This is a genomic window from Paracoccus sp. 22332 (assembly GCF_052045125.1).
GTDB classification, from domain to species: Bacteria; Pseudomonadota; Alphaproteobacteria; order Rhodobacterales; family Rhodobacteraceae; genus Paracoccus; species Paracoccus haematequi_A.
In genome coordinates this window covers 26,974-45,705 of record NZ_JBQEOI010000022.1, presented here as the reverse complement: position 1 = coordinate 45,705, position 18,732 = coordinate 26,974, and the positions used below count along the sequence as shown (strand labels likewise).

18 protein-coding genes are annotated in these 18,732 nt (G+C 67.3%); 15 read left to right on the top strand and 3 right to left on the bottom strand.

From position 1 onward, the window contains the following. Window positions 1–74: 74 nt before the first annotated feature. The gene (locus ACTJI6_RS17225) at window positions 75–1,118 is read left to right on the top strand and encodes an IS5 family transposase (protein ID WP_085502601.1); all 1,044 of its coding nucleotides are present in this window, start codon (window positions 75–77) and stop codon (window positions 1,116–1,118) included. Window positions 1,119–1,417: 299 nt separating this feature from the next. Continuing rightward, entirely contained in the window at window positions 1,418–2,368 is a 951-nt protein-coding gene (gene gshB / locus ACTJI6_RS17220; protein ID WP_440802398.1) for a glutathione synthase, read from the top strand. Window positions 2,369–2,693: 325 nt separating this feature from the next. On the opposite strand, the gene edd is transcribed toward gshB, so the two are convergent. Continuing rightward, window positions 2,694–4,496 carry a phosphogluconate dehydratase gene (gene edd, locus ACTJI6_RS17215; RefSeq protein WP_440802396.1) on the bottom strand — a complete coding sequence of 601 codons (1,803 nt, stop codon included), beginning with the start codon at window positions 4,494–4,496 and terminating at the stop codon, window positions 2,694–2,696. A gap of 139 nt (window positions 4,497–4,635) precedes the next feature. On the opposite strand from edd, the gene ACTJI6_RS17210 reads away from it, so the two are divergent. Genes ACTJI6_RS17210 through pgi form a run of 5 tightly spaced genes read left to right on the top strand, consistent with a single transcriptional unit; the run spans window position 4,636 to window position 10,188 of the window. After that, window positions 4,636–5,829 carry an RSP_2647 family RNA methyltransferase gene (locus ACTJI6_RS17210; protein WP_440802394.1) on the top strand — a complete coding sequence of 398 codons (1,194 nt, stop codon included), beginning with the start codon at window positions 4,636–4,638 and terminating at the stop codon, window positions 5,827–5,829. Beyond that, a complete protein-coding gene (locus ACTJI6_RS17205; protein ID WP_440802391.1) occupies window positions 5,829–6,368 on the top strand; it encodes an RSP_2648 family PIN domain-containing protein in 540 nt (179 codons plus the stop codon). The genes ACTJI6_RS17210 and ACTJI6_RS17205 overlap by 1 nt, the downstream gene beginning before the upstream one ends. Window positions 6,369–6,428: 60 nt before the next feature. Next, window positions 6,429–7,880 carry a glucose-6-phosphate dehydrogenase gene (zwf, locus tag ACTJI6_RS17200; protein WP_440802389.1) on the top strand — a complete coding sequence of 484 codons (1,452 nt, stop codon included), beginning with the start codon at window positions 6,429–6,431 and terminating at the stop codon, window positions 7,878–7,880. Between the two features lie 2 nt (window positions 7,881–7,882). After that, window positions 7,883–8,554, top strand: coding sequence for a 6-phosphogluconolactonase (gene pgl, locus ACTJI6_RS17195; protein ID WP_440802403.1), 672 nt, complete (start codon window positions 7,883–7,885; stop codon window positions 8,552–8,554). Window positions 8,555–8,577: 23 nt separating this feature from the next. Continuing rightward, window positions 8,578–10,188: a glucose-6-phosphate isomerase gene (pgi, locus tag ACTJI6_RS17190; RefSeq protein WP_440802388.1), complete on the top strand. Its 1,611-nt coding sequence runs from the start codon at window positions 8,578–8,580 to the stop codon at window positions 10,186–10,188. Between the two features lie 61 nt (window positions 10,189–10,249). On the opposite strand, the gene ACTJI6_RS17185 is transcribed toward pgi, so the two are convergent. Next, window positions 10,250–10,468 carry a SlyX family protein gene (locus ACTJI6_RS17185; protein WP_440802385.1) on the bottom strand — a complete coding sequence of 73 codons (219 nt, stop codon included), beginning with the start codon at window positions 10,466–10,468 and terminating at the stop codon, window positions 10,250–10,252. A gap of 50 nt (window positions 10,469–10,518) precedes the next feature. Between ACTJI6_RS17185 and hisS the strand changes: the two genes are divergently transcribed. The 4 genes from hisS (at window position 10,519) to ACTJI6_RS17165 (ending at window position 14,096) form a co-directional block, all read left to right on the top strand. After that, window positions 10,519–12,000, top strand: coding sequence for a histidine--tRNA ligase (hisS, locus tag ACTJI6_RS17180; RefSeq protein ID WP_440802383.1), 1,482 nt, complete (start codon window positions 10,519–10,521; stop codon window positions 11,998–12,000). Then, window positions 12,000–13,058 (top strand): ATP phosphoribosyltransferase regulatory subunit, encoded by a 1,059-nt coding sequence (locus tag ACTJI6_RS17175; protein WP_440802401.1) that lies wholly within the window; start codon window positions 12,000–12,002, stop codon window positions 13,056–13,058. Before hisS ends, ACTJI6_RS17175 begins: the two co-directional genes overlap by 1 nt. Continuing rightward, entirely contained in the window at window positions 13,055–13,732 is a 678-nt protein-coding gene (gene hisG, locus ACTJI6_RS17170) for an ATP phosphoribosyltransferase (protein WP_440802381.1), read from the top strand. The genes ACTJI6_RS17175 and hisG overlap by 4 nt, the downstream gene beginning before the upstream one ends. Before the next feature lie 94 nt (window positions 13,733–13,826). Next, window positions 13,827–14,096, top strand: a complete 270-nt coding sequence (locus ACTJI6_RS17165; RefSeq protein ID WP_126155252.1) for a DUF2171 domain-containing protein — start codon at window positions 13,827–13,829, stop codon at window positions 14,094–14,096. 38 nt (window positions 14,097–14,134) lie between these two features. On the opposite strand, the gene ftsY is transcribed toward ACTJI6_RS17165, so the two are convergent. Continuing rightward, on the bottom strand, window positions 14,135–15,148 hold the full coding sequence (gene ftsY, locus ACTJI6_RS17160) for a signal recognition particle-docking protein FtsY (RefSeq protein ID WP_126155253.1): 1,014 nt from the start codon (window positions 15,146–15,148) through the stop codon (window positions 14,135–14,137). 138 nt (window positions 15,149–15,286) lie between these two features. On the opposite strand from ftsY, the gene ACTJI6_RS17155 reads away from it, so the two are divergent. From ACTJI6_RS17155 to ispG, 4 genes are all read left to right on the top strand, one after another. Next, a complete protein-coding gene (locus ACTJI6_RS17155; RefSeq protein WP_440802379.1) occupies window positions 15,287–16,579 on the top strand; it encodes an adenylosuccinate synthase in 1,293 nt (430 codons plus the stop codon). Between the two features lie 46 nt (window positions 16,580–16,625). Continuing rightward, complete coding sequence (locus tag ACTJI6_RS17150; protein WP_126155255.1) at window positions 16,626–16,838, top strand: DUF2842 domain-containing protein; 213 nt, start codon at window positions 16,626–16,628, stop codon at window positions 16,836–16,838. After that, entirely contained in the window at window positions 16,835–17,497 is a 663-nt protein-coding gene (locus ACTJI6_RS17145) for a thiamine diphosphokinase (protein WP_440802376.1), read from the top strand. The genes ACTJI6_RS17150 and ACTJI6_RS17145 overlap by 4 nt, the downstream gene beginning before the upstream one ends. 78 nt (window positions 17,498–17,575) lie before the next feature. Next, window positions 17,576–18,706, top strand: coding sequence for a flavodoxin-dependent (E)-4-hydroxy-3-methylbut-2-enyl-diphosphate synthase (gene ispG / locus ACTJI6_RS17140; RefSeq protein ID WP_126155257.1), 1,131 nt, complete (start codon window positions 17,576–17,578; stop codon window positions 18,704–18,706). The last annotated feature ends 26 nt before the right edge of the window (window positions 18,707–18,732 follow it).

Here is an 18,732-nt window from a genome sequence, read left to right as displayed (position 1 = left end):
GGGCACCTCGAAAAATTGCCCGGCCCGAGTTGCTGCGGTATGAACGGGGGGTGATCGGCTGCTTGGGCGTAACGATGGCACAGATGGGTTTCTTCGATCTTTCGGACCGCTATGCGAGCCTGGATGCCAAGAAGGACCCCTTGGTCGAGATTGACGCCGTTGTGCCGTGGGAGGAGTTCCGCCCGACGCTGGAGCGGGTTTGGCGCAAGCCAGATGCGGAGCGGAAGTCGCGCGCCGGGCGCAAGCCGATGGACGCCGTTCTGATGTTCAAGACACTGGTCCTGGGCGCGCTCTACAACCTGTCCGACGACCAGATCGAGTATCAGGTGCGCGACCGTTTGTCATTCATGCGGTTCCTCGGCCTAGGGCTTGAGGACCGGGTGCCCGATGCCAAGACGGTGTGGCTTTATCGCGAAGCGCTGGCGCAGGCGGGCCTGGTGGAGGCGCTGTTCAAGCAGTTCGACGGCTATCTGGCGCGCCGGGGTTACATCGCGCGGGGAGGGCAGATCCTGGATGCCTCCATCGTCCCGGTGCCGAAGAACCACAACACGCGCGAGGAAAACAAGGCGATCAAGAGCGGTGAGGTGCCCGAGGGCTGGTCCGACAAACCGGCCAAGCGGTCACAGAAGGACGTTGATGCCCGCTGGACCAAGAAGCACGGTAAATCCCACTATGGCTACAAGAACCATGTGAGCATGGACAGGAAGCACAAGCTGGTAAGACGTTACCATGTCAGCGATGCCGCCCTGCATGACAGCCAAGCGGTGGACCACCTGCTGACGCGGGGCAATACCGGCGCGGGGGTCTGGGCCGATCCGGCCTATCGGTCCGAGGAGATGGAAGCCAAGCTGCGCGGCATGAAGCTGAAGAGCCACATCCACCGCAAGGGCAAGCGCGGCAAGCCGCTGACCGAGCAGGCCAAAAGCAGCAACCGGACCAAATCCTCGGTGCGTGCCCGGGTCGAGCATGTCTTCGGCGCGCAGACCAATGACATGGGCGGCACGCTGGTGCGCACGATCGGCATGGTGCGGGCGAAGGCGAAGATCGGGATGAAGAACCTCGCTTACAACATGCGCCGCCTCGGCCAGCTGAGCCGCCTGAACCCGTGCCCGGGCTAACCCAGGGGCGCGGAAATCAAGTCGTGCGGCACGAAACGCCGCGCGCGACAGGCAAAGCATCAAAGACCCCGTAGCGCACAAGGGCACTGACGGGTGGCATCACGCCCATTTCAAGCCGCCGAGCCCGCGACCCGCGACCGGAAAAGGTCAAAAATCGAGGTGCCCATAATCCTCGTCGGCCATCGCCTGTCCTTTCGCTGCGGTTTCACCGCCCCTACGCCGCCGCCGCGCCCGGTGCAACGCTTGCATCCCGCCCCGCGCCGCGCGACAAGCATCCCAGCCCCCGCAAGGAGAACCGCATGAGCCTGTATGTCGCCCTGCAAATGGACCCGATCGAGGATGTCTCGATCACTGCCGACAGCACCTTCCGCATCGGGCTGGAGGCCCAGGCGCGCGGCCACAGGCTGTTCCAGTACACCGTGGATCAACTGCGCTATGACGAGGGCCGGGTGATCGCGCGGGGCCGCCCCGTCACGCTGCGCCGCGAACTGGGCAACCACGTCGCCTTCGGCGACTGGGCCGAGGTCGACCTGTCCGATTTCGACGTGGTCTGGCTGCGTCAGGATCCGCCCTTCGACATGGCCTATGTCACCTCGACCCACCTGCTGGACCGGGTGCATCCGGGGACGCTGGTGGTCAATGATCCGTTCTGGGTGCGCAACTGTCCCGAAAAGCTGATGGTGCTGGATTTCCCCGACCTGACGCCGCCCACCATGATCGCCCGCGACCCCGCCGCGATCCGCGCCTTCCGCGACCGGCACGGCGACATCATCGTCAAGCCGCTTTACGGCAATGGCGGGGCAGGGGTCTTCCACCTGGACCCCGAGGACCGGAATTTGTCGGCGCTGCTGGAACTGTTCGCAGGGATAAGCCGCGAGCCGATGATCGCGCAGAAATACATCCATGCCGTCAGCAAGGGCGACAAGCGCATCATCCTGGTGGACGGAGAGCCGGTCGGCGCCATCAACCGCGTCCCGCAAACGGGCGAGGCGCGGTCGAACATGCACGTGGGCGGGCGCGCGGAAAAGATCGGCCTGACCGAGCGCGAATACGAGATCTGCCGCCGCATCGGCCCGAGCTTACGCGAAAAGGGCCTGATCTTCACCGGCATCGACGTGATCGATGGCTGGCTGACCGAGATCAACGTGACCTCGCCCACGGGGATCCAGGAACTGGAGCGGTTCGACGGGATCAACGCAGCCGAGGCGATCTGGGTGGCGATCGAGCGGCGGGTAGGGGCAAGCACTTAGCCTTGGGAATCTCAGCAAGCGGATCGGCGCCTCGACGGGCTGCCATCCAGAGTGTGTAGCCGTCGAGGTTATTTGTCGCCGGATCACGCCAGATCTTGCGAAACCAGTGTCTCCATTCCACATGCAGCCCATCGACGCTGTTGAGGTGATGAGCCTGGGCGTCCGGGATCCACGGCGGCCTTCGATGGGCACTGGGTAAGGTGATCCCGCGGGCCTTAGCGATGGCTTTGTAGTGATGCGCTCCGTCTAGGAGGACGATTGCATCGGGTGCCACCTGGGGCACAAGCGCGGCCTCGGCGGCCGCGCTGCCAGCCAAGGTCCAAGATCACACGACCACGCCCGCGCCCTCGGTGGCGGGGCCAGCGACGGCGCGGAAGGCGGCGAACAGCTCGCGGCCCATGCCCTGGCTGCTGGGGGCGGGGTCGAAGGCTGCGGCGGGGCGAGCTTCGAAACCGGGGGCCAGGCAGTCGATGGTGCCGGACACCGCGTCCAGTCGGATCAGGTCGCCGTCCCGGACGCGGGCCAAGGGGCCGCCGGCCGAGGCTTCGGGCGAGATATGGATTGCGGCGGGAACCTTGCCCGAGGCGCCGGACATGCGGCCGTCGGTCAGCAGGGCCACCTTGAAGCCCCGGTCCTGAAGCACGGCCAGGATCGGCGTCAGCGAATGCAGTTCGGGCATCCCGTTCGCGCGCGGCCCCTGGAAGCGGACCACGACAATGGTGTCCTCGGTGAACTCGCCCGCCTTGAAGGCCGCCTTGACCTGCTCCTGGTCGGAGAAGACGCGCGCCTTCGCCTCGATGACATGGCGTTCGGGGGCGACGGCGCTGACCTTGATGACGCCGCGACCCAGGTTGCCCTGAAGCTGCTTCAACCCGCCGGTGCGGGCGAAGGGATCGTGGGCGGGACGCAGGATCTTGTCGTTCAGGGTCTGGCGGGATCCTTCCTCCCACCGGATGCGGTCGCCGTCCAGCTTCGGCTCGGCGGTATAGCCGTCCAGGCCGGTGCCGTTGATGGTCTTCACGTCGGGATGCAGCAGCCCCGCGTCCAGCAGCTGCCCGATCATGTAGCCGATGCCGCCCGCCGCGTGGAAGTGATTCACGTCGGCCAATCCGTTGGGATAGACGCGCGCCATCAGCGGCACGGATTCCGAAATGTCGTGGAAGTCCTGAATGTCGATCAGGATGCCCGCCGCCTTGGCCATGGCGGGGATGTGCATGACCAGGTTCGTGGATCCGCCCGTTGCCATCAGGCCGACGATGCCGTTCACGAAGGCCTTTTCGTCCAGAATCTCGCCTGCGGGCAGGAAGTCGTTGCCCAGGCGGGTGATCGCGGCGGCGCGTTCGACGCCCGCGACGGTCAGGGCGTCGCGCAGCGGGGTGTTGGGGTTCACGAAGCTGGAACCGGGCAGGTGCAGGCCCATGAACTCCATCAGCATCTGGTTGCTGTTCGCGGTGCCGTAGAAGGTGCAGGTGCCGGGGGAATGATAGGACGCCATCTCGGCCGCCATCAGCGCGTCGCGCCCGACCTCGCCCGCCGCGAATTGCTGGCGGACGCGGGATTTCTCGTCGTTGGGCAGGCCCGAAGGCATCGGACCGGCGGGCAGGAACACGGCGGGGATATGGCCGAAGGTCGCGGCGGCCATGACCAGGCCCGGCACGATCTTGTCGCAGACGCCCAGATACAGCGCGGCGTCGAAACAGTCGTGCGACAGCGCCACGCCCGCCGCCAGGGCGATCACGTCGCGGGAGAACAGCGACAGCTCCATCCCCGCGCGGCCCTGGGTCACGCCGTCGCACATGGCGGGGACGCCGCCCGCGACTTGGACCGTGGCGCCCGCCGCATTGCCCGCGCGGCGGATCAGATCGGGGTAACGCTCGTAGGGCTGATGGGCCGACAGCATGTCGTTATAGGCGGTGACGACGCCGATATTCGGCTTGCGCGACAGGGCCAGGTCGCCCTTGTCGGGCATGGCGGCATAGGCATGGGCCTGGTTGCCGCAGGACAGATGGGCGCGGCGGGGACCATCCTCGGCCGCGCGGGCGATCTTGGTCAGATAGGCGTCCCGCGTGGTCCGGGATCGGACGCGGATCCTGTCGGTAACGCGGTCGATGGTGGCGTGCAGGGTCATGGCTGGCTCCTTCTTCCAAAGAGTATATACGATGTTAGCGTTAACGGTTCAACTGTGCTTGTCGCGGCGGCGGGGATCGCGCGACGGCCTTGTGCCGGGCCGGGCGCCATGCCAGATCCGGGCGCGAAAGGATGATCCGATGACCGACCTGCCCGTGCTGCGCCTGCGCCCGAAATCCAAGCCCCAGGCGATCCGCCACGGCTTTCCCTGGGTCTTCGCCGACGAGGCGGTGCTGGACCGCCGCAGCCGCGCCATCGCGCCGGGCGGTTTCGCCGTGCTGGAGGATGCCGAACGCAAGCCCCTGGGGCTGGTGACGGTCAATCCCAACTCCAAGATCGTCGGGCGGGTGATGGACATCGACCCCGATGCCCGGATCGACGGCGCCTGGCTGGCGGCCAGGTTGGCGCGCGCCTTGCAGATGCGCGAACGATTGTATGACGCCCCGTTCTATCGGCTGGTCCATGCCGAGGCGGACGGGCTGCCGGGCCTGGTGATCGACCGCTTCGGCGATGCGGCGGTGATCCAGCCGAACGCGGCCTGGGCGGACCGGATGGCCGACGACCTGGCCGATGCGCTGATCAGGGTCACGGGCGTGTCCACGGTGATCCTGAACGGCCAGAGCCGGGCGCGCGGGCTTGAGGGTCTTGAGGAGCGGATGGAGGTTCTGCGCGGGCAGGCGCCCGCCGAACCCGTGGCGGTGCCGATGAACGGCGCGACCTATCTGGCCGACCTGATGGGCGGGCAGAAGACCGGGCTGTTCTTCGACCAGCGACCCAACCACGCCTTCGCGCAGCGGTTGGCGAAGGAAGCATCGGTGCTGGATGTGTTCAGCCATGTCGGCGGCTTCGGGCTGGCGGCCCTGGCGGCCGGGGCGTCCCGTGCCACCTGCGTGGACGGCAGCGCGGCGGCTCTGGAACTGGCCCAGGGCGGGGCAGCGCGCATGAATGCCGCCGACCGCCTGGAAACCGTGCAATCCGACGCCTTCAAGGCGATGGAGCAGATGGCCCTGGATGGCCGCCGATTCGATCTGGTGGTCTGCGACCCGCCTGCCTTCGCCCCCGCCAAACCGGCCCTGGAGGCGGGCCTGCGCGCCTACGAACGCGTGGCGAAACTGGCGGCGCCGCTGGTCGCTCCCGGCGGCTATCTGGTGCTGTGCAGTTGCAGCCACGCGGCCGACCTGACCGCCTTCCGCAATGTCAGCGCGCGGGGCATCGGGCGCGGCGGGCGGCGCGGGGTGCTGATCCATACCGGCCAGGCCGGGCCGGATCACCCGACGCTGCCGCAACTGGCCGAGACCGGCTATCTCAAGGCGCTGTTCTTCCGGCTGGACTGATGCGCGCGGTCCTTGACGCCAATGTCCTGTTCCCGACCGTCCTGCGGGAAATCCTGACCGATCTGGCAGGCGCGGGGCTTTACACGCCGCTGTGGTCCCCCCGGATCCTGGCGGAATGGCGCGCCGCCGCGTCCCGGCTGGGCGGCGATCAGGAGGCTGTGGCGGGGGCCGAGATCGCGCTGCTGCGCAACCGCTTTCCCGATGCGGCGATGCCTAACGACGGGGTGGCCGCCATCGACGCGGACTTCCCCGATCCCGCCGACCGCCATGTGGTCGAGGCCGCTCTGGCGGGGCGCGCAAGCCTGGTCGTCACCGCCAACCTGCGCGACTTTCCCCTGGGGCTGATGGCGGGGCTTGGATTGCGCGCCATCCATCCCGACGCCTTCCTGCTGGATCTGCACGCCGCCGATCCCGGCGCTGTGGCCCTGGCGGTGGGGACCGCGCGCGACAAGGCTGCGGCGATAGGCGGCGACATGACCGTCGCCCAGATGCTGAAACGCAGCCGCCTGCCCCGGCTTGCCAAAGCGCTGAAAGGTTGATCCGAGTTGCTGTTAACGCTAACAAGAGATATGGCGATCCCCAACCTCAAGGAGGACAGCATGGTCTCGCGCGTCATTCCGGTCGATGACTTCGATCTGGTGATTTTTGGTGCCACCGGCGATCTGGCTCAGCGCAAGATCCTGCCCGGATTGTTCCGTCGCTTCGTCGCGGGACAGATCCCCGAAAGCGCGCGGATCATCGGCGCGGCGCGGACGGACCAGGACGATGCCGCCTTCCGGTCCGAGGCCGCGAAGGCCATCGTGGAATTCGGCGGCATTTCCGCCGACGATCCGCACCTGGCGCAGTTCCTGGAACTGCTGGGCTATACCCCCATCGACGCCAAGGGCGAGGGCGGCTGGACCGACCTGAAATCGCGGATCCGGCCCGGCGCGGTCCATGCCTTCTATTTCTCGGTCGCGCCGGCGCTGTTCGGCGACATCGCCAGTCGGCTGGCCAGCCACGGAATCGCCGACCGCAACAGCCGCATCGTGGTGGAAAAGCCATTCGGTCGCGACCTGGAAACCGCCCGCGCGCTGAACGCGACCCTGGCCTGCCATTTCGACGAGGAGCAGATCTACCGGATCGACCATTACCTGGGCAAGGAAACCGTCCAGAACCTGATGGCCGTGCGGTTCGCGAACATCCTGTTCGAACCGCTGTGGAATTCCCAATATGTCGATCACGTCCAGATCACCGTGGCCGAAACCGTGGGCGTAGCGGGGCGCGGCAGCTATTACGACAAGTCCGGCGCGATCCGCGACATGGTGCAGAACCACATGATGCAGCTTCTGTGCCTGATCGCGATGGAGCCGCCCTATCACTTCGACCCGAACGCGGTGCGGGACGAAAAGCTGAAGGTGATCCGCGCGCTCCAGCCGGTCGAGCCGGGCGACATCGTGCGCGGTCAGTATCAGGGCGACGGCAAGTCCAGCGGCTATGTCGAGGATTCGGAAAACCCCGATTCGCGGACCGAAAGCTATGTCGCGATGAAGGTCTGCATTTCCAACTGGAGGTGGCAGGGCACGCCCTTCTATCTGCGCACCGGCAAGAAGCTGCGGGCCCGCACCAGCGAGATCGCCATCGTGTTCCGCGAGCCGCCGCACTCGATCTTCGACGACAGCGGGGCCCCCAAGGCGAATGAGCTTGTCATCCGCCTGCAACCGAACGAGGGTATGAACCTCAAGGTGATGATCAAGGAACCGGGGCCGGGGGGAATGCGGCTGGTGCAGGTGCCCTTGGACATGTCCTTCGCCGAGGCGCTTGGCGCGGATGGCAGCGACATGCCCGATGCCTATGAACGGCTGATCATGGATGTGATCCGCGGCAACCAGACCCTGTTCATGCGCGGCGACGAGGTCGAGGCCGCCTGGGCCTGGACGGATCCGATCATTGCCGCCTGGGAAGACAGCAAGCGGCGGCCGGAACCCTATGACGCGGGATCCTCTGGCCCCGAGGAGGCGTTGCGCCTGATGCATCGGGACAATCGCCGATGGAGGGAAATTCGCGCATGACCATGGAATTGAAGGAATATCCCGATCGGGAGATGCTGGCTTTGTCGCTGGCCGACCAGATCGCCTCGCAGCTGGCGCAGCAACTGCGCACGGGCGACGCCGCCAGCCTCTGCGTGCCGGGCGGCACCTCGCCCACCCTGGTCTTCGAGACGCTGAGCGGGGCCGATATCGACTGGTCCCGCGTCACGGTGTTTCTGGGCGACGAACGCTGGGTGGACGGCGACCACAAGCGGTCGAACGGCCGCCTGCTGCGCCGCCACCTGCTGCGCGACCGGGCGGCCGCTGCGAACTACATAGACCTTTACACGGGGGCGTCCACGCCCGACGAGGCCGCCCCCGCCTTGGCCGAGACGATCCGCCCGCATCTGCCGATCACCGTCGTCCTGCTGGGCATGGGCAACGACATGCACACCGCCAGCCTGTTCCCCGGCGCCGACCGCCTGGCCGAGGGGCTGGCCGCCGACGCCCCCCTTGTCCTGCCGATCCGCGCCGAGGGCGCCGAGGAGCCGCGCGTCACCCTGACCCGGCCCGCCCTTGCCGATGCCATGAACATCCATGTCCTGCTGATGGGACCGGAAAAGCGCGAGGCGCTGGAGCGCGCGCAGAAGCTGGATCCGATCCAGGCGCCGATCCGCGCCTTCCTGGACAACGCGACTGTTCACTGGGCCGAATGATCCGCCCGAAGGAGCCTTCCCGAATGACCGACATCTGGACCCGCCTGGGCGCCTATCGCGCGGCGCAGCACGATACGCGGATCACCGACCTGTTCGCCACCGATCCCGCCCGCGCCCGCGCCTTTGCGACCCAGGCCGACGGCCTGGTTTTCGACTGGTCTAAGACCATGATCGACAAGGGCGCGCGCGACCTGCTGATCGAACTGGCCGAAAGTGCCGATGTGGCGGCGCGGCGCGAGGCGATGTTCTCGGGTCAGAAGATCAACGAGACCGAGGGCCGTGCGGTCCTGCACACCGCCCTGCGCAATCTGCGCGGCAGCGTGACAGTGGACGGTCAGGACGTGATGCCCGCCGTGCGCGAAACCCATGATCGCATGGCCGATTTCGCCCGCGACGTGCGGTCGGGCGCTTTCACGGGACAGGGCGGCAAGATCACCGATGTGGTCAATATCGGCATCGGCGGGTCCGACCTTGGCCCCTATATGGCGGTGCTGGCGATGGCCCCCTATCATGACGGGCCGCGCACGCATTTCGTCAGCAATGTGGACGGCGCCGACATCGCCGACACGCTGAAGGGCCTGGACCCGGCGACGACGCTGGTGATTGTCGCGTCCAAGACCTTCACCACCATCGAGACGATGACCAACGCCCAGACCGCCCGCGACTGGATGGGCCGCACCGTGACCGATCCGACGGCGCAATTCGTGGCGCTGTCCTCGGCCACTGGCAGGACGGCGGAATTCGGCATCGACGCCAGCCGCGTCTTCGGGTTCGAGGATTGGGTCGGCGGGCGCTATTCCGTCTGGGGGCCGATCGGGTTGTCGCTGATGCTGGCCATCGGCGACGAACGCTTTGACGAATTCCTGGCGGGCGCCGCCGCGATGGACGCGCATTTCCGCGCCGCGCCCTTGGCCGAAAACCTGCCGGTGCTGCTGGCCCTGGTCGGCATCTGGCACCACCAGGTCTGCGGCTATCCGACCCGCGCGGTGCTGCCCTATGACAACCGCCTGCTGCGGCTGCCCGCCTATCTGCAACAGCTGGAAATGGAATCGAACGGCAAGCGCGTGGCGATGGACGGGTCCGACCTGACAGTCGTGTCCGGCCCGGTCGTCTGGGGCGAGCCGGGCACCAACGGCCAGCACGCCTTCTATCAACTGATCCATCAGGGCACGACGCCCGTTCCCTGCGAGTTCATCCTGGCCGCGAAGGGACACGAGGACGATCTGGCGCATCACCACATCCTGTTGGCCGCGAACTGCCTGGCGCAGTCCGAGGCGCTGATGCGCGGCCGCACGCTGGAGGAGGCGCGCGCCCTGATGGTCGCGAAGGGGCTGGAAGGCGCGGAGTTGGACCGCCAGGCGCGCCACCGGGTGTTTCCCGGCAACCGCCCCTCGACCACGCTGCTGATCGAGAAGCTGACGCCCTTCACGCTGGGCCAGATCGTCGCGCTGTATGAACACCGGGTGTTCGTGGAAGGCGTGATCCTGGGGATCAACAGCTTCGATCAGTGGGGCGTGGAACTGGGCAAGGAGCTGGCGCTGAAGGTGGAACCCCTGCTGAAGGGCGAGGGCGCGCCGGGGCATGATGCGTCCACCGAACATTTGGCAAGCCTGTTCCGGCAGATGCGCGGGTGAAGAAGCCGGGGGCGCTTCGCCCCCCGGACCCCCAGAGGATATTTAAGCAAAGGTGAAGAGCCTACCAATGCGGCGGGCGTTGGTCGGCCAGCGGGATCGAACCTTCGGCCTCGGCCTGCTGTTCGGCGGCGAAGCGCATCAGCATTTCCACCCGACGGGTCAGGATCGCCATCTCGGCGTCCTGGCGCGCGATGACCTCGTTCAGGTCGTCGGTCACGCGGGTCAGGTGGGCCAGCGTTTCCTCGACGGCGCGGATTCGGTTGTCGGCGTTCTTGTCCATATCGGCCCCTTCGGTTAAGGCAGCCACGGATTGGCCGGAAAGGCAGGACCATGGCGAAAGATCAGAAAAAACAGCCCCGTCCCAAGGCGGAAACGCCCAAGGGCTTTCGCGACTATTTCGGCGCGGACGTGACCGAACGCAAGGCGATGCTGGACCGGATCGCAGAAATCTATCACCGCCATGGTTTCGATCCCCTGGAAACCAGTGCCGTCGAGACGGTCGAGGCCTTGGGCAAGTTCCTGCCGGACGTGGACCGTCCGAACGCCGGCGTCTTTGCCTGGCAAGAGGAAGCCGTGCCCGGCGGCGGGTCGGGCGACTGGCTTGCGCTGCGATACGATCTGACGGCGCCCTTGGCGCGGGTGGCGGCGCAGTTCCGCAACGACCTGCCCTCGCCTTACCGCCGCTATGCGATGGGGCCGGTCTGGCGCAACGAAAAGCCGGGGCCGGGGCGGTTCCGGCAGTTCTATCAATGCGATGCGGATACGGTCGGGTCGGCCAGCGTGGCGGCGGATGCCGAGATTTGCGCGATGCTGGCCGATGCGCTGGAGGCCGTGGGCATCGCGCGCGGCGATTACATCGTGCGGATCAACAACCGCAAGGTTCTGAACGGCGTCCTCGAGGCGGCCGAGGTGCGCCCTGACCAGGCCGACGACGTGCTGCGTCAGATCGACAAGTTCGACAAGGTAGGCCGTGACGGCGTGCTGGCGCTGCTGACGGTGGGCCGCAAGGATGACAGCGGCGCCGAGATCGAAGGGGTGGGGCTGTCCCAGGCGCAGGCGGCGCCGGTGCTGGCCTTCCTGACCTCGAAAGGGTCGGACAATGCGGCCACGCTGGAAAACCTGCGCGCAGCGGTGGGCGGATCGGTCATCGGCGCTGAAGGTGTGGACGAATTGGCCCAGATCGCCGAGATGCTGGCGGCGATGGGCGTGGGCGAGGATCGTGCGATTGTCGATCCGTCGATCGTGCGGGGGCTTGGCTATTATACCGGCCCGGTGTTCGAGGCCGAACTGACCTTCGAGATTCTGGACGAGAAGGGCCGGAAGCGGCAGTTCGGGTCGGTCGCGGGCGGCGGGCGCTATGACGGGCTGGTCGAGCGTTTCACCGGCCAGAAGGTTCCCGCGACCGGCGTCAGCATCGGTGTGGATCGGCTGCTGGCCGCGCTGCGCGCCAAGGGGCTGGCGGGGGAGGAGGCCCAGGGGCCGGTGGTCGTGACGGTGATGGACCGTGACCGGATGGCCGATTACCAGGCCATGGCCGCCGATCTGCGCGCGGCGGGCATCCGGGCCGAGGTCTATCTGGGCAACCCCAAGAACTTCGGCAATCAGTTGAAATATGCCGACAAGCGCGGTGCGCCGGTGGCGGTCATCCAGGGCGGCGACGAGGCCGCGCGCGGCGTCGTGCAGGTCAAGGATCTGGTCCTGGGCGCGCGCATCGCCGCCGAAGCCAGCCTGGACGAGTGGAAGGCCCAGCCCGCTCAGACCGAGGTTCCTCGGGCCGATCTGGTCGCGGAAGTGCGCCGGATCCTGTCATGATCCCCAAGCGCGACAAGCAGGCCCTGGGCCAGCGCCTGTTGGCGGCGTTCCGCGCGGCGGGCGCGGTCGAGGTCGCGCCCGACATCCTGCTGCCCGCGGGCGCGCTGCTGGATCTGTATGGCGAGGACATCCGCGCCCGCGCCTATGTCACCGCAGACCCGATCCGGGGCGAGATGATGCTGCGCCCCGATTTCACCGTGCCGGTGGTGCAGGCGCATATGGAAAACGGCGCCGAACCCGCCCGATACTGTTACCTGGGCGAGGTGTTCCGCAAGCAGGACATGGGCGACCTACGCCCCGAACACCTGCGCGACAACGAATACCTGCAATGCGGGTTGGAGCTGTTTTCCCGCCATCCCGGCGCCGATGCCGAGGTGTTCGCGCTGTTCCATCGGCTTCTGGCGCCCTATGGCCTGTCGGCGGAAACCGGCGACATGGGGCTGCTGATGGACGCGGTGCGGGGGCTGCCGGTGTCGGACGCGCGGCGCGCGGCGCTGCTGCATCACATCTGGCGGCCGGGGCGGTTCCAGCGGCTGCTGGATCGGTTCTCGGCGCCGGTCGCGCCGCGCGACTTTCCCGCCGTCACCGCGCCCTGGGCCGGGCTGCGCGGCGAGGATGAAATGCAGGCCCGCATCGCCCGGCTGCGTGCCGATGCGACTGAACCGCCTTTGCCGCCGCTGTGGTCGGACCGGCTGAAGCGGCTGTTCGCCCTGCGCGCGCCCGCGCCCCAGGCCGTCGCCGCCCTGCGCGACCTGGCCGGGGAAATGCCCGCCATCGCCCCCGCCGTCCAGCGGATCGAGACGCGGCTTGCCGCCATCGGCGGGCAGGGAATCGACCCTTCGGGTGTGATCTTCGACGCCAGCCACGGCCGCACGACGATGGAATATTACGACGGCTTCACCTTCAGTTTCCTTGCGACGCGGCCCGGCCTGCCGCCCGTCGCGTCAGGCGGGCGCTATGACGCGCTGACGCGGATGCTGGGCAAGGGCCGCGAGATCCCGGCGGTCGGCGGCATCATCCGCCCCGGCGTGCTGGCCGAACTGGAGGCTGCGGCATGATCCGGCTGGGCGTGCCGTCCAAGGGGCGGCTGATGGAGCAGACTTTCGACTGGTTCGCGGATCGCGGCGTCCGGCTGTCGCGCAGCGGCTCGGACCGTGAATATGCCGGCCGGGTCGAGGGTGCCGAGGGCGTCACGCTGGTGCTGCTGTCGGCGGGCGAGATCCCGCGCGACCTGGCGGCGGGCCGGATCGAACTGGGCGTCACCGGCACCGACCTGGTGCGCGAGAAGCTGGCGGGCTGGGCTTCGGACGTGGCCGAGGTCACGGCGATGGGATTCGGCCATGCCGACCTGATCCTGGCGGTGCCGGAATGCTGGACCGATTGCGATAGCCTGGACGATTTCGATTCCGTCTGCCGCGATTTCCGCGCCGCGCATGGCTTCCGGCTGCGGATCGCCACCAAATACCACCGGCTTGTCCGCGCCTGGCTGGCCGCGCATGAGGTCGCCGATTACCAGCTTGTCGATTCGCAGGGCGCGACCGAGGGCACGGTGGCCAACCAGACCGCCGAGGCCATCGCCGACATCACATCCTCCGGGGAAACGCTGCGGGCCAACAACCTGAAGATCCTGGCCGAGGAACCGATCCTGCGGTCTCAGGCCACGCTGTTCGCGGGCCGCCGGGCGATGGAATCCCCCGAGGTTCAGGCCTTTCTGGCGCGTCTGGCCGCATAAACGCTGGTCCTGCGCGGTCGATGGATCGCCTTGGCCCGGTGTGGCGTTGTCACCCTGTCATCTGCCGATAACGGCCGAGTACAGGAGAAGCGACATGGTCGATGCAAGCCAGATCAAGGAACATATGGAAGTGGTCGGCGCCGACGGCGTGCATGTGGGCAAGGTGGACCACATGGACGGCGACCGCATCAAGCTGACCCGCAAGGACGAGGCCCATGGCCAGTCCAGGGACCACCACCACTATCTGCCGCTGGCGAACGTTTCGTCGGTGGATGGCGGCAAGCTGTGGCTGTCCGCCGATGCGGCCAACGCCGCGCAGCTGTTCGAGGAAAAGGACGGCTCGCCCATTCAGGACAGGCTCTGACCCCGGAGCGGGCCGGATGGCGTCATCCGGCCTGTCCGCTAAAGGCCGACCAGGGCGCGGGCGAAATCGTCCGCGTCGAAGGCGTCCAGATCGTCGATCTGTTCGCCCACGCCGATGGCATGGATGGGCAGGCCGAAGCGGTCGGCCAGGGCCACCAGAACGCCGCCGCGCGCCGTGCCGTCCAGCTTCGTCATCACCAAGCCTGACACATCCGCCAGTTGGCGGAAGGTTTCCACTTGGTTCAGCGCGTTCTGTCCCGTGGTCGCATCCAGCACCAGCAGCGTGTTGTGCGGCGCGGTCGGATCCTTCTTGCGGATCACGCGGACGATCTTGGCCAGTTCCTCCATCAGATCCTGGCGGTTCTGCAAGCGGCCCGCCGTGTCGATCATCAGCAGGTCGGCGCCTTCGGATTCGGCGCGGGACATGGCGTCGAAGGCGAGGCTGGCGGGGTCGCTGCCCTGGGCCGCGACCATCACCGGCACACCCGCGCGCTGGCCCCAGATCTGCAACTGTTCCACCGCCGCCGCGCGGAAAGTGTCGCCCGCCGCGATCATCACCGACTTGCCCGCCGCGCGGAACTGGCTGGCCAGCTTGCCGATGGTGGTGGTCTTGCCCGCGCCGTTCACGCCCACGACCAGCACGACTTGCGGTTTTTTGGGATAAAGGGGCAGGGGGCGGGCGACCGGAGTCATGATGCGCGCGATCTCGGCCGCCAGCAGTTCCTTGAGTTCGGTCGAGGACAGGCGGCGGCCCATCCGGCCCTCGGCGATGTTGGCCGTCACGCGCAGCGCGGTGTCCACGCCAAGATCGGCCTGGACCAGCATGTCCTCCAGTTCCTCCAGCATCTCGTCGTCAAGCGCACGGCGCGGTTCCTCGGGCTTGGCGGGGGTCGTGCCGAACAGGCGGCCGACCAGACCGGGCGCGGGCGCGGGAACAGGCGCGGGGGCGGGTTCGGCGGCTTGGGGCGCGGCCTCGACAATGCCGTCCAATCCTTCGCCGATCTTCGCGGAGGATCGCGTCAGCCGATCCCGCAGCTTGGTGAAAAACGACATGCCTGCACCTTTCCAATCCGGCCGCGACCCTAATCGCTGCGGGGCGAAAGGGAAAGGGCGGCAAATCGCGGCTTTCCCCCGGCCCGGCCTTGCGCTAGACCCGGCGCCGGACTTTTTCGTGGAATGGAAGGACCGTTCATGGCCAATGTGGTGGTTGTCGGCGCGCAATGGGGCGACGAGGGCAAGGGCAAGATCGTCGATTGGCTGTCCGAACGGGCCGATGTCATCGCCCGCTTCCAGGGCGGCCATAACGCCGGGCATACGCTGGTCATCGGCAACACGGTCTTCAAGCTGTCGCTGCTGCCATCGGGCATTGTCCGGGCGGGCAAGCTGGCGGTGATCGGCAATGGCGTCGTCCTGGACCCGTGGTCGCTGTTCGCAGAGATCGACAAGCTGACCGCGCAGGGCGTGGCGATTTCCACCGAGAATCTGATGATCGCGGAAAACACCCCGCTGATCCTGCCGCTGCACCAGGATCTGGACAAGCTGCGCGAGGAAGCTGCAGGCAAGGCGAAGATCGGCACCACCGGGCGCGGCATCGGCCCCGCCTATGAGGACAAGGTGGGCCGCCGCACCATCCGCGTGGCCGACCTGGGCGACGAGGAAACGCTGGACGCGCGCCTGGACCGGCTGTTGGCCCATCACGACGCGCTGCGCCAGGGGCTGGGCGCCACCCCCATCGACCGGGCCGAGCTGAAGGCCAAGCTGATGGAGATCGCGCCGAAGCTGCTGCCCTATGCCCAGCCGGTCTGGAAGATCATGGCCGACGCCCGCAAGGCCGGCAAGCGCATCCTGTTCGAGGGCGCGCAGGGTTCGCTGCTGGACATCGACTTCGGCACCTATCCCTATGTCACCAGTTCGACCACCATGTCGGGGATGGCGGCATCGGGGACCGGCATGGGGCCGTCGGCCATCGGCTTCGTTCTGGGGATCGTCAAGGCCTATACGACCCGCGTGGGCGAAGGCCCGTTCCCGACCGAACTGCACGACGCGGACGGGCAGCGGCTTGGCGAGCGCGGCCATGAATTCGGCACCGTCACGGGCCGCAAGCGGCGCTGCGGCTGGTTCGACGCGGTGCTGGTGCGCCAGACCTGCGCGATTTCCGGCGTGAACGGCATCGCGCTGACCAAGCTGGATGTGCTGGACGGCTTCGACACGCTGAAGATCTGCGTGGGGTATGAAATCGACGGGGTGAAATACGACTATCTTCCGACCGCCGCCGCGTTGCAGGCCAGGGTCACGCCGATCTATGAGGAAATGGACGGCTGGCACGAATCGACCCAGGGCGCGCGGTCTTGGGCCGACCTGCCTGCGGCGGCGATCAAGTATGTACGCCGGGTCGAGGAACTGATCCAGTGCCCGGTCGCGCTGCTCTCGACCAGCCCGGAACGGGACGATACGATCCTGGTGACGGATCCTTTCGCGGATTGAAGCGGCGACCCTCGGGATATTTGGACCAAGGCAAAGGGCAGCGCCGATGAACCTGAAGACGCGCAAGAGGCTGTCGCTGCTGATCCTGGTGGTCGGGCTGCCCCTGTACATCGTCGCGGCGGTGACGCTGGTCAACTGGATGGACGCGCGCTTCGGCCGCCAGCCGATCCTGGTCGAGATCGCCATCTATGTCGGCCTTGGCGTCCTGTGGATCCTGCCCTTCAAGCGGATCTTCTCCGGCATCGGGCGCGAGGAATGATCCCGCCCCTGGTCATTTCCGACCGGGGCGTCACCGTGATCGGCGGCGGTTTCGCCACCCCTTATGACCTGCAAACCGCGCTGGCGGTGGCTCCGACGCTGGTCGCGGCGGATGGCGGCGCGGACCGGGCGCTTGCCCTGGGGCAACCGCCCGATTGGGTGATCGGCGATCTGGACAGCATCACGGCGGGCGCGCGCAAGCTGATCCCGGCCGGGCGCATCCATCATGTGGCCGAGCAGGACAGCACCGATTTCACCAAATGCCTGACCCGGATCGCCGCGCCCTTCGTGATGGCTGTGGGCTTTTCCGGGCTGCGGCTGGATCACACGCTGTCGGCGCTGACCGCGATGGCTTCCACGCCCCGGCCGCTGGTGATCATGCTGGCCTCTGACGATGTGGTGTTTGTCGCGCCCCCCCGGCTGACCCTGCCGCTGATGCCGGGAACGCGGGTGTCGCTGTATCCGATGGGGCCGGCGCGCGGGATCAGCACCGGGTTGGAATGGCCGATCGAGGGAATCGAATTCGCGCCGGGCGGGCGGGTCGGCACCTCGAACAGGGCGAACGGGGTCGTGACCTTGCGGATCGAGGGCAAGATGCTGCTGATGCTGCCGCGCAGCACGCTGGCCAGCGTCATGACCGCGCTGCGCCTGCCTGCCTGAGCGATCAAAGCCCCGTGCGGCGGTTGCCGCCCTGGCCTTGATGGCTTATCTGCAAGGGGCGAACCTGCGGAGGCATCCATGTCGCTGAACCCGATCCGTCCCTGGCGCAACATTCAGCGTCGGAAGTCGCGCCAGATCATGGTGGGCCGCGTTCCCGTGGGGGGCGACGCGCCGATCAGCGTGCAGACCATGACCAATACGGACGGCCACGACGTGCGCGCGACGCTGGACCAGGTGATCCGGGCGGCCGATGCGGGCGCCGACATCGTGCGGATTTCGGCCCCCGACCAGGAAACCACGCGGGCGCTGCGCGAGATTTGCCGCGAAAGCCCGGTGCCGATCGTGGCCGACATCCATTTCCACTACAAGCGCGCCATCGAGGCCGCCGAGGCGGGCGTGGCCTGCCTGCGCATCAACCCCGGCAATATCGGCGACGCCGCCCGCGTGCGCGAGGTCATCAAGGCCGCCAAGGACCACGGCTGCTCGATCCGCATCGGCGTGAATGCCGGATCGCTGGAGCGGCATCTGCTGGAGAAATACGGCGAGCCTTGCCCGGACGCGATGGTCGAATCCGGTCTGGATCACATCAAGATCCTGCAGGACAACGATTTCCACGAATTCAAGATCAGCGTGAAGGCCAGCGACGTGTTCCTGGCCGCCGCCGCCTATCAGCAACTGGCGGACGCCACCGACGCTCCGATCCATCTTGGCATCACCGAGGCGGGCGGATTCGTCGGCGGCACGGTGAAATCCGCCGTGGGCCTGGGCAACCTGCTGTGGTCCGGGATCGGCGACACGATCCGCGTCAGCCTGTCCGCCGACCCGGTCGAGGAGGTCAAGGTCGGGTTCGAGATCCTCAAATCCCTGGGCCTGCGGACGCGGGGGGTGCAGATCATCTCCTGCCCGTCCTGCGCGCGGCAGGGCTTCGACGTGATCAAGACGGTCGAACGGCTGGAAAAGCGGCTGGAACACATCAAGACCCCCATGTCGCTGTCGATCATCGGCTGCGTCGTCAACGGTCCGGGCGAGGCGCTGATGACCGATATCGGTTTCACCGGCGGCGGGGCAGGCAGCGGCATGGTCTATATGGCCGGGCGGCAGAGCCACAAGATGACCAACGACCAGATGGTCGATCATATCGTGCAGCTGGTCGAGGAACGCGCGCAGAAGATCGAGGACGAGGCAGGGGCGCAGACGGCGGCGGAGTAGACTAGTGTGTCTCTATATGGCTAAGG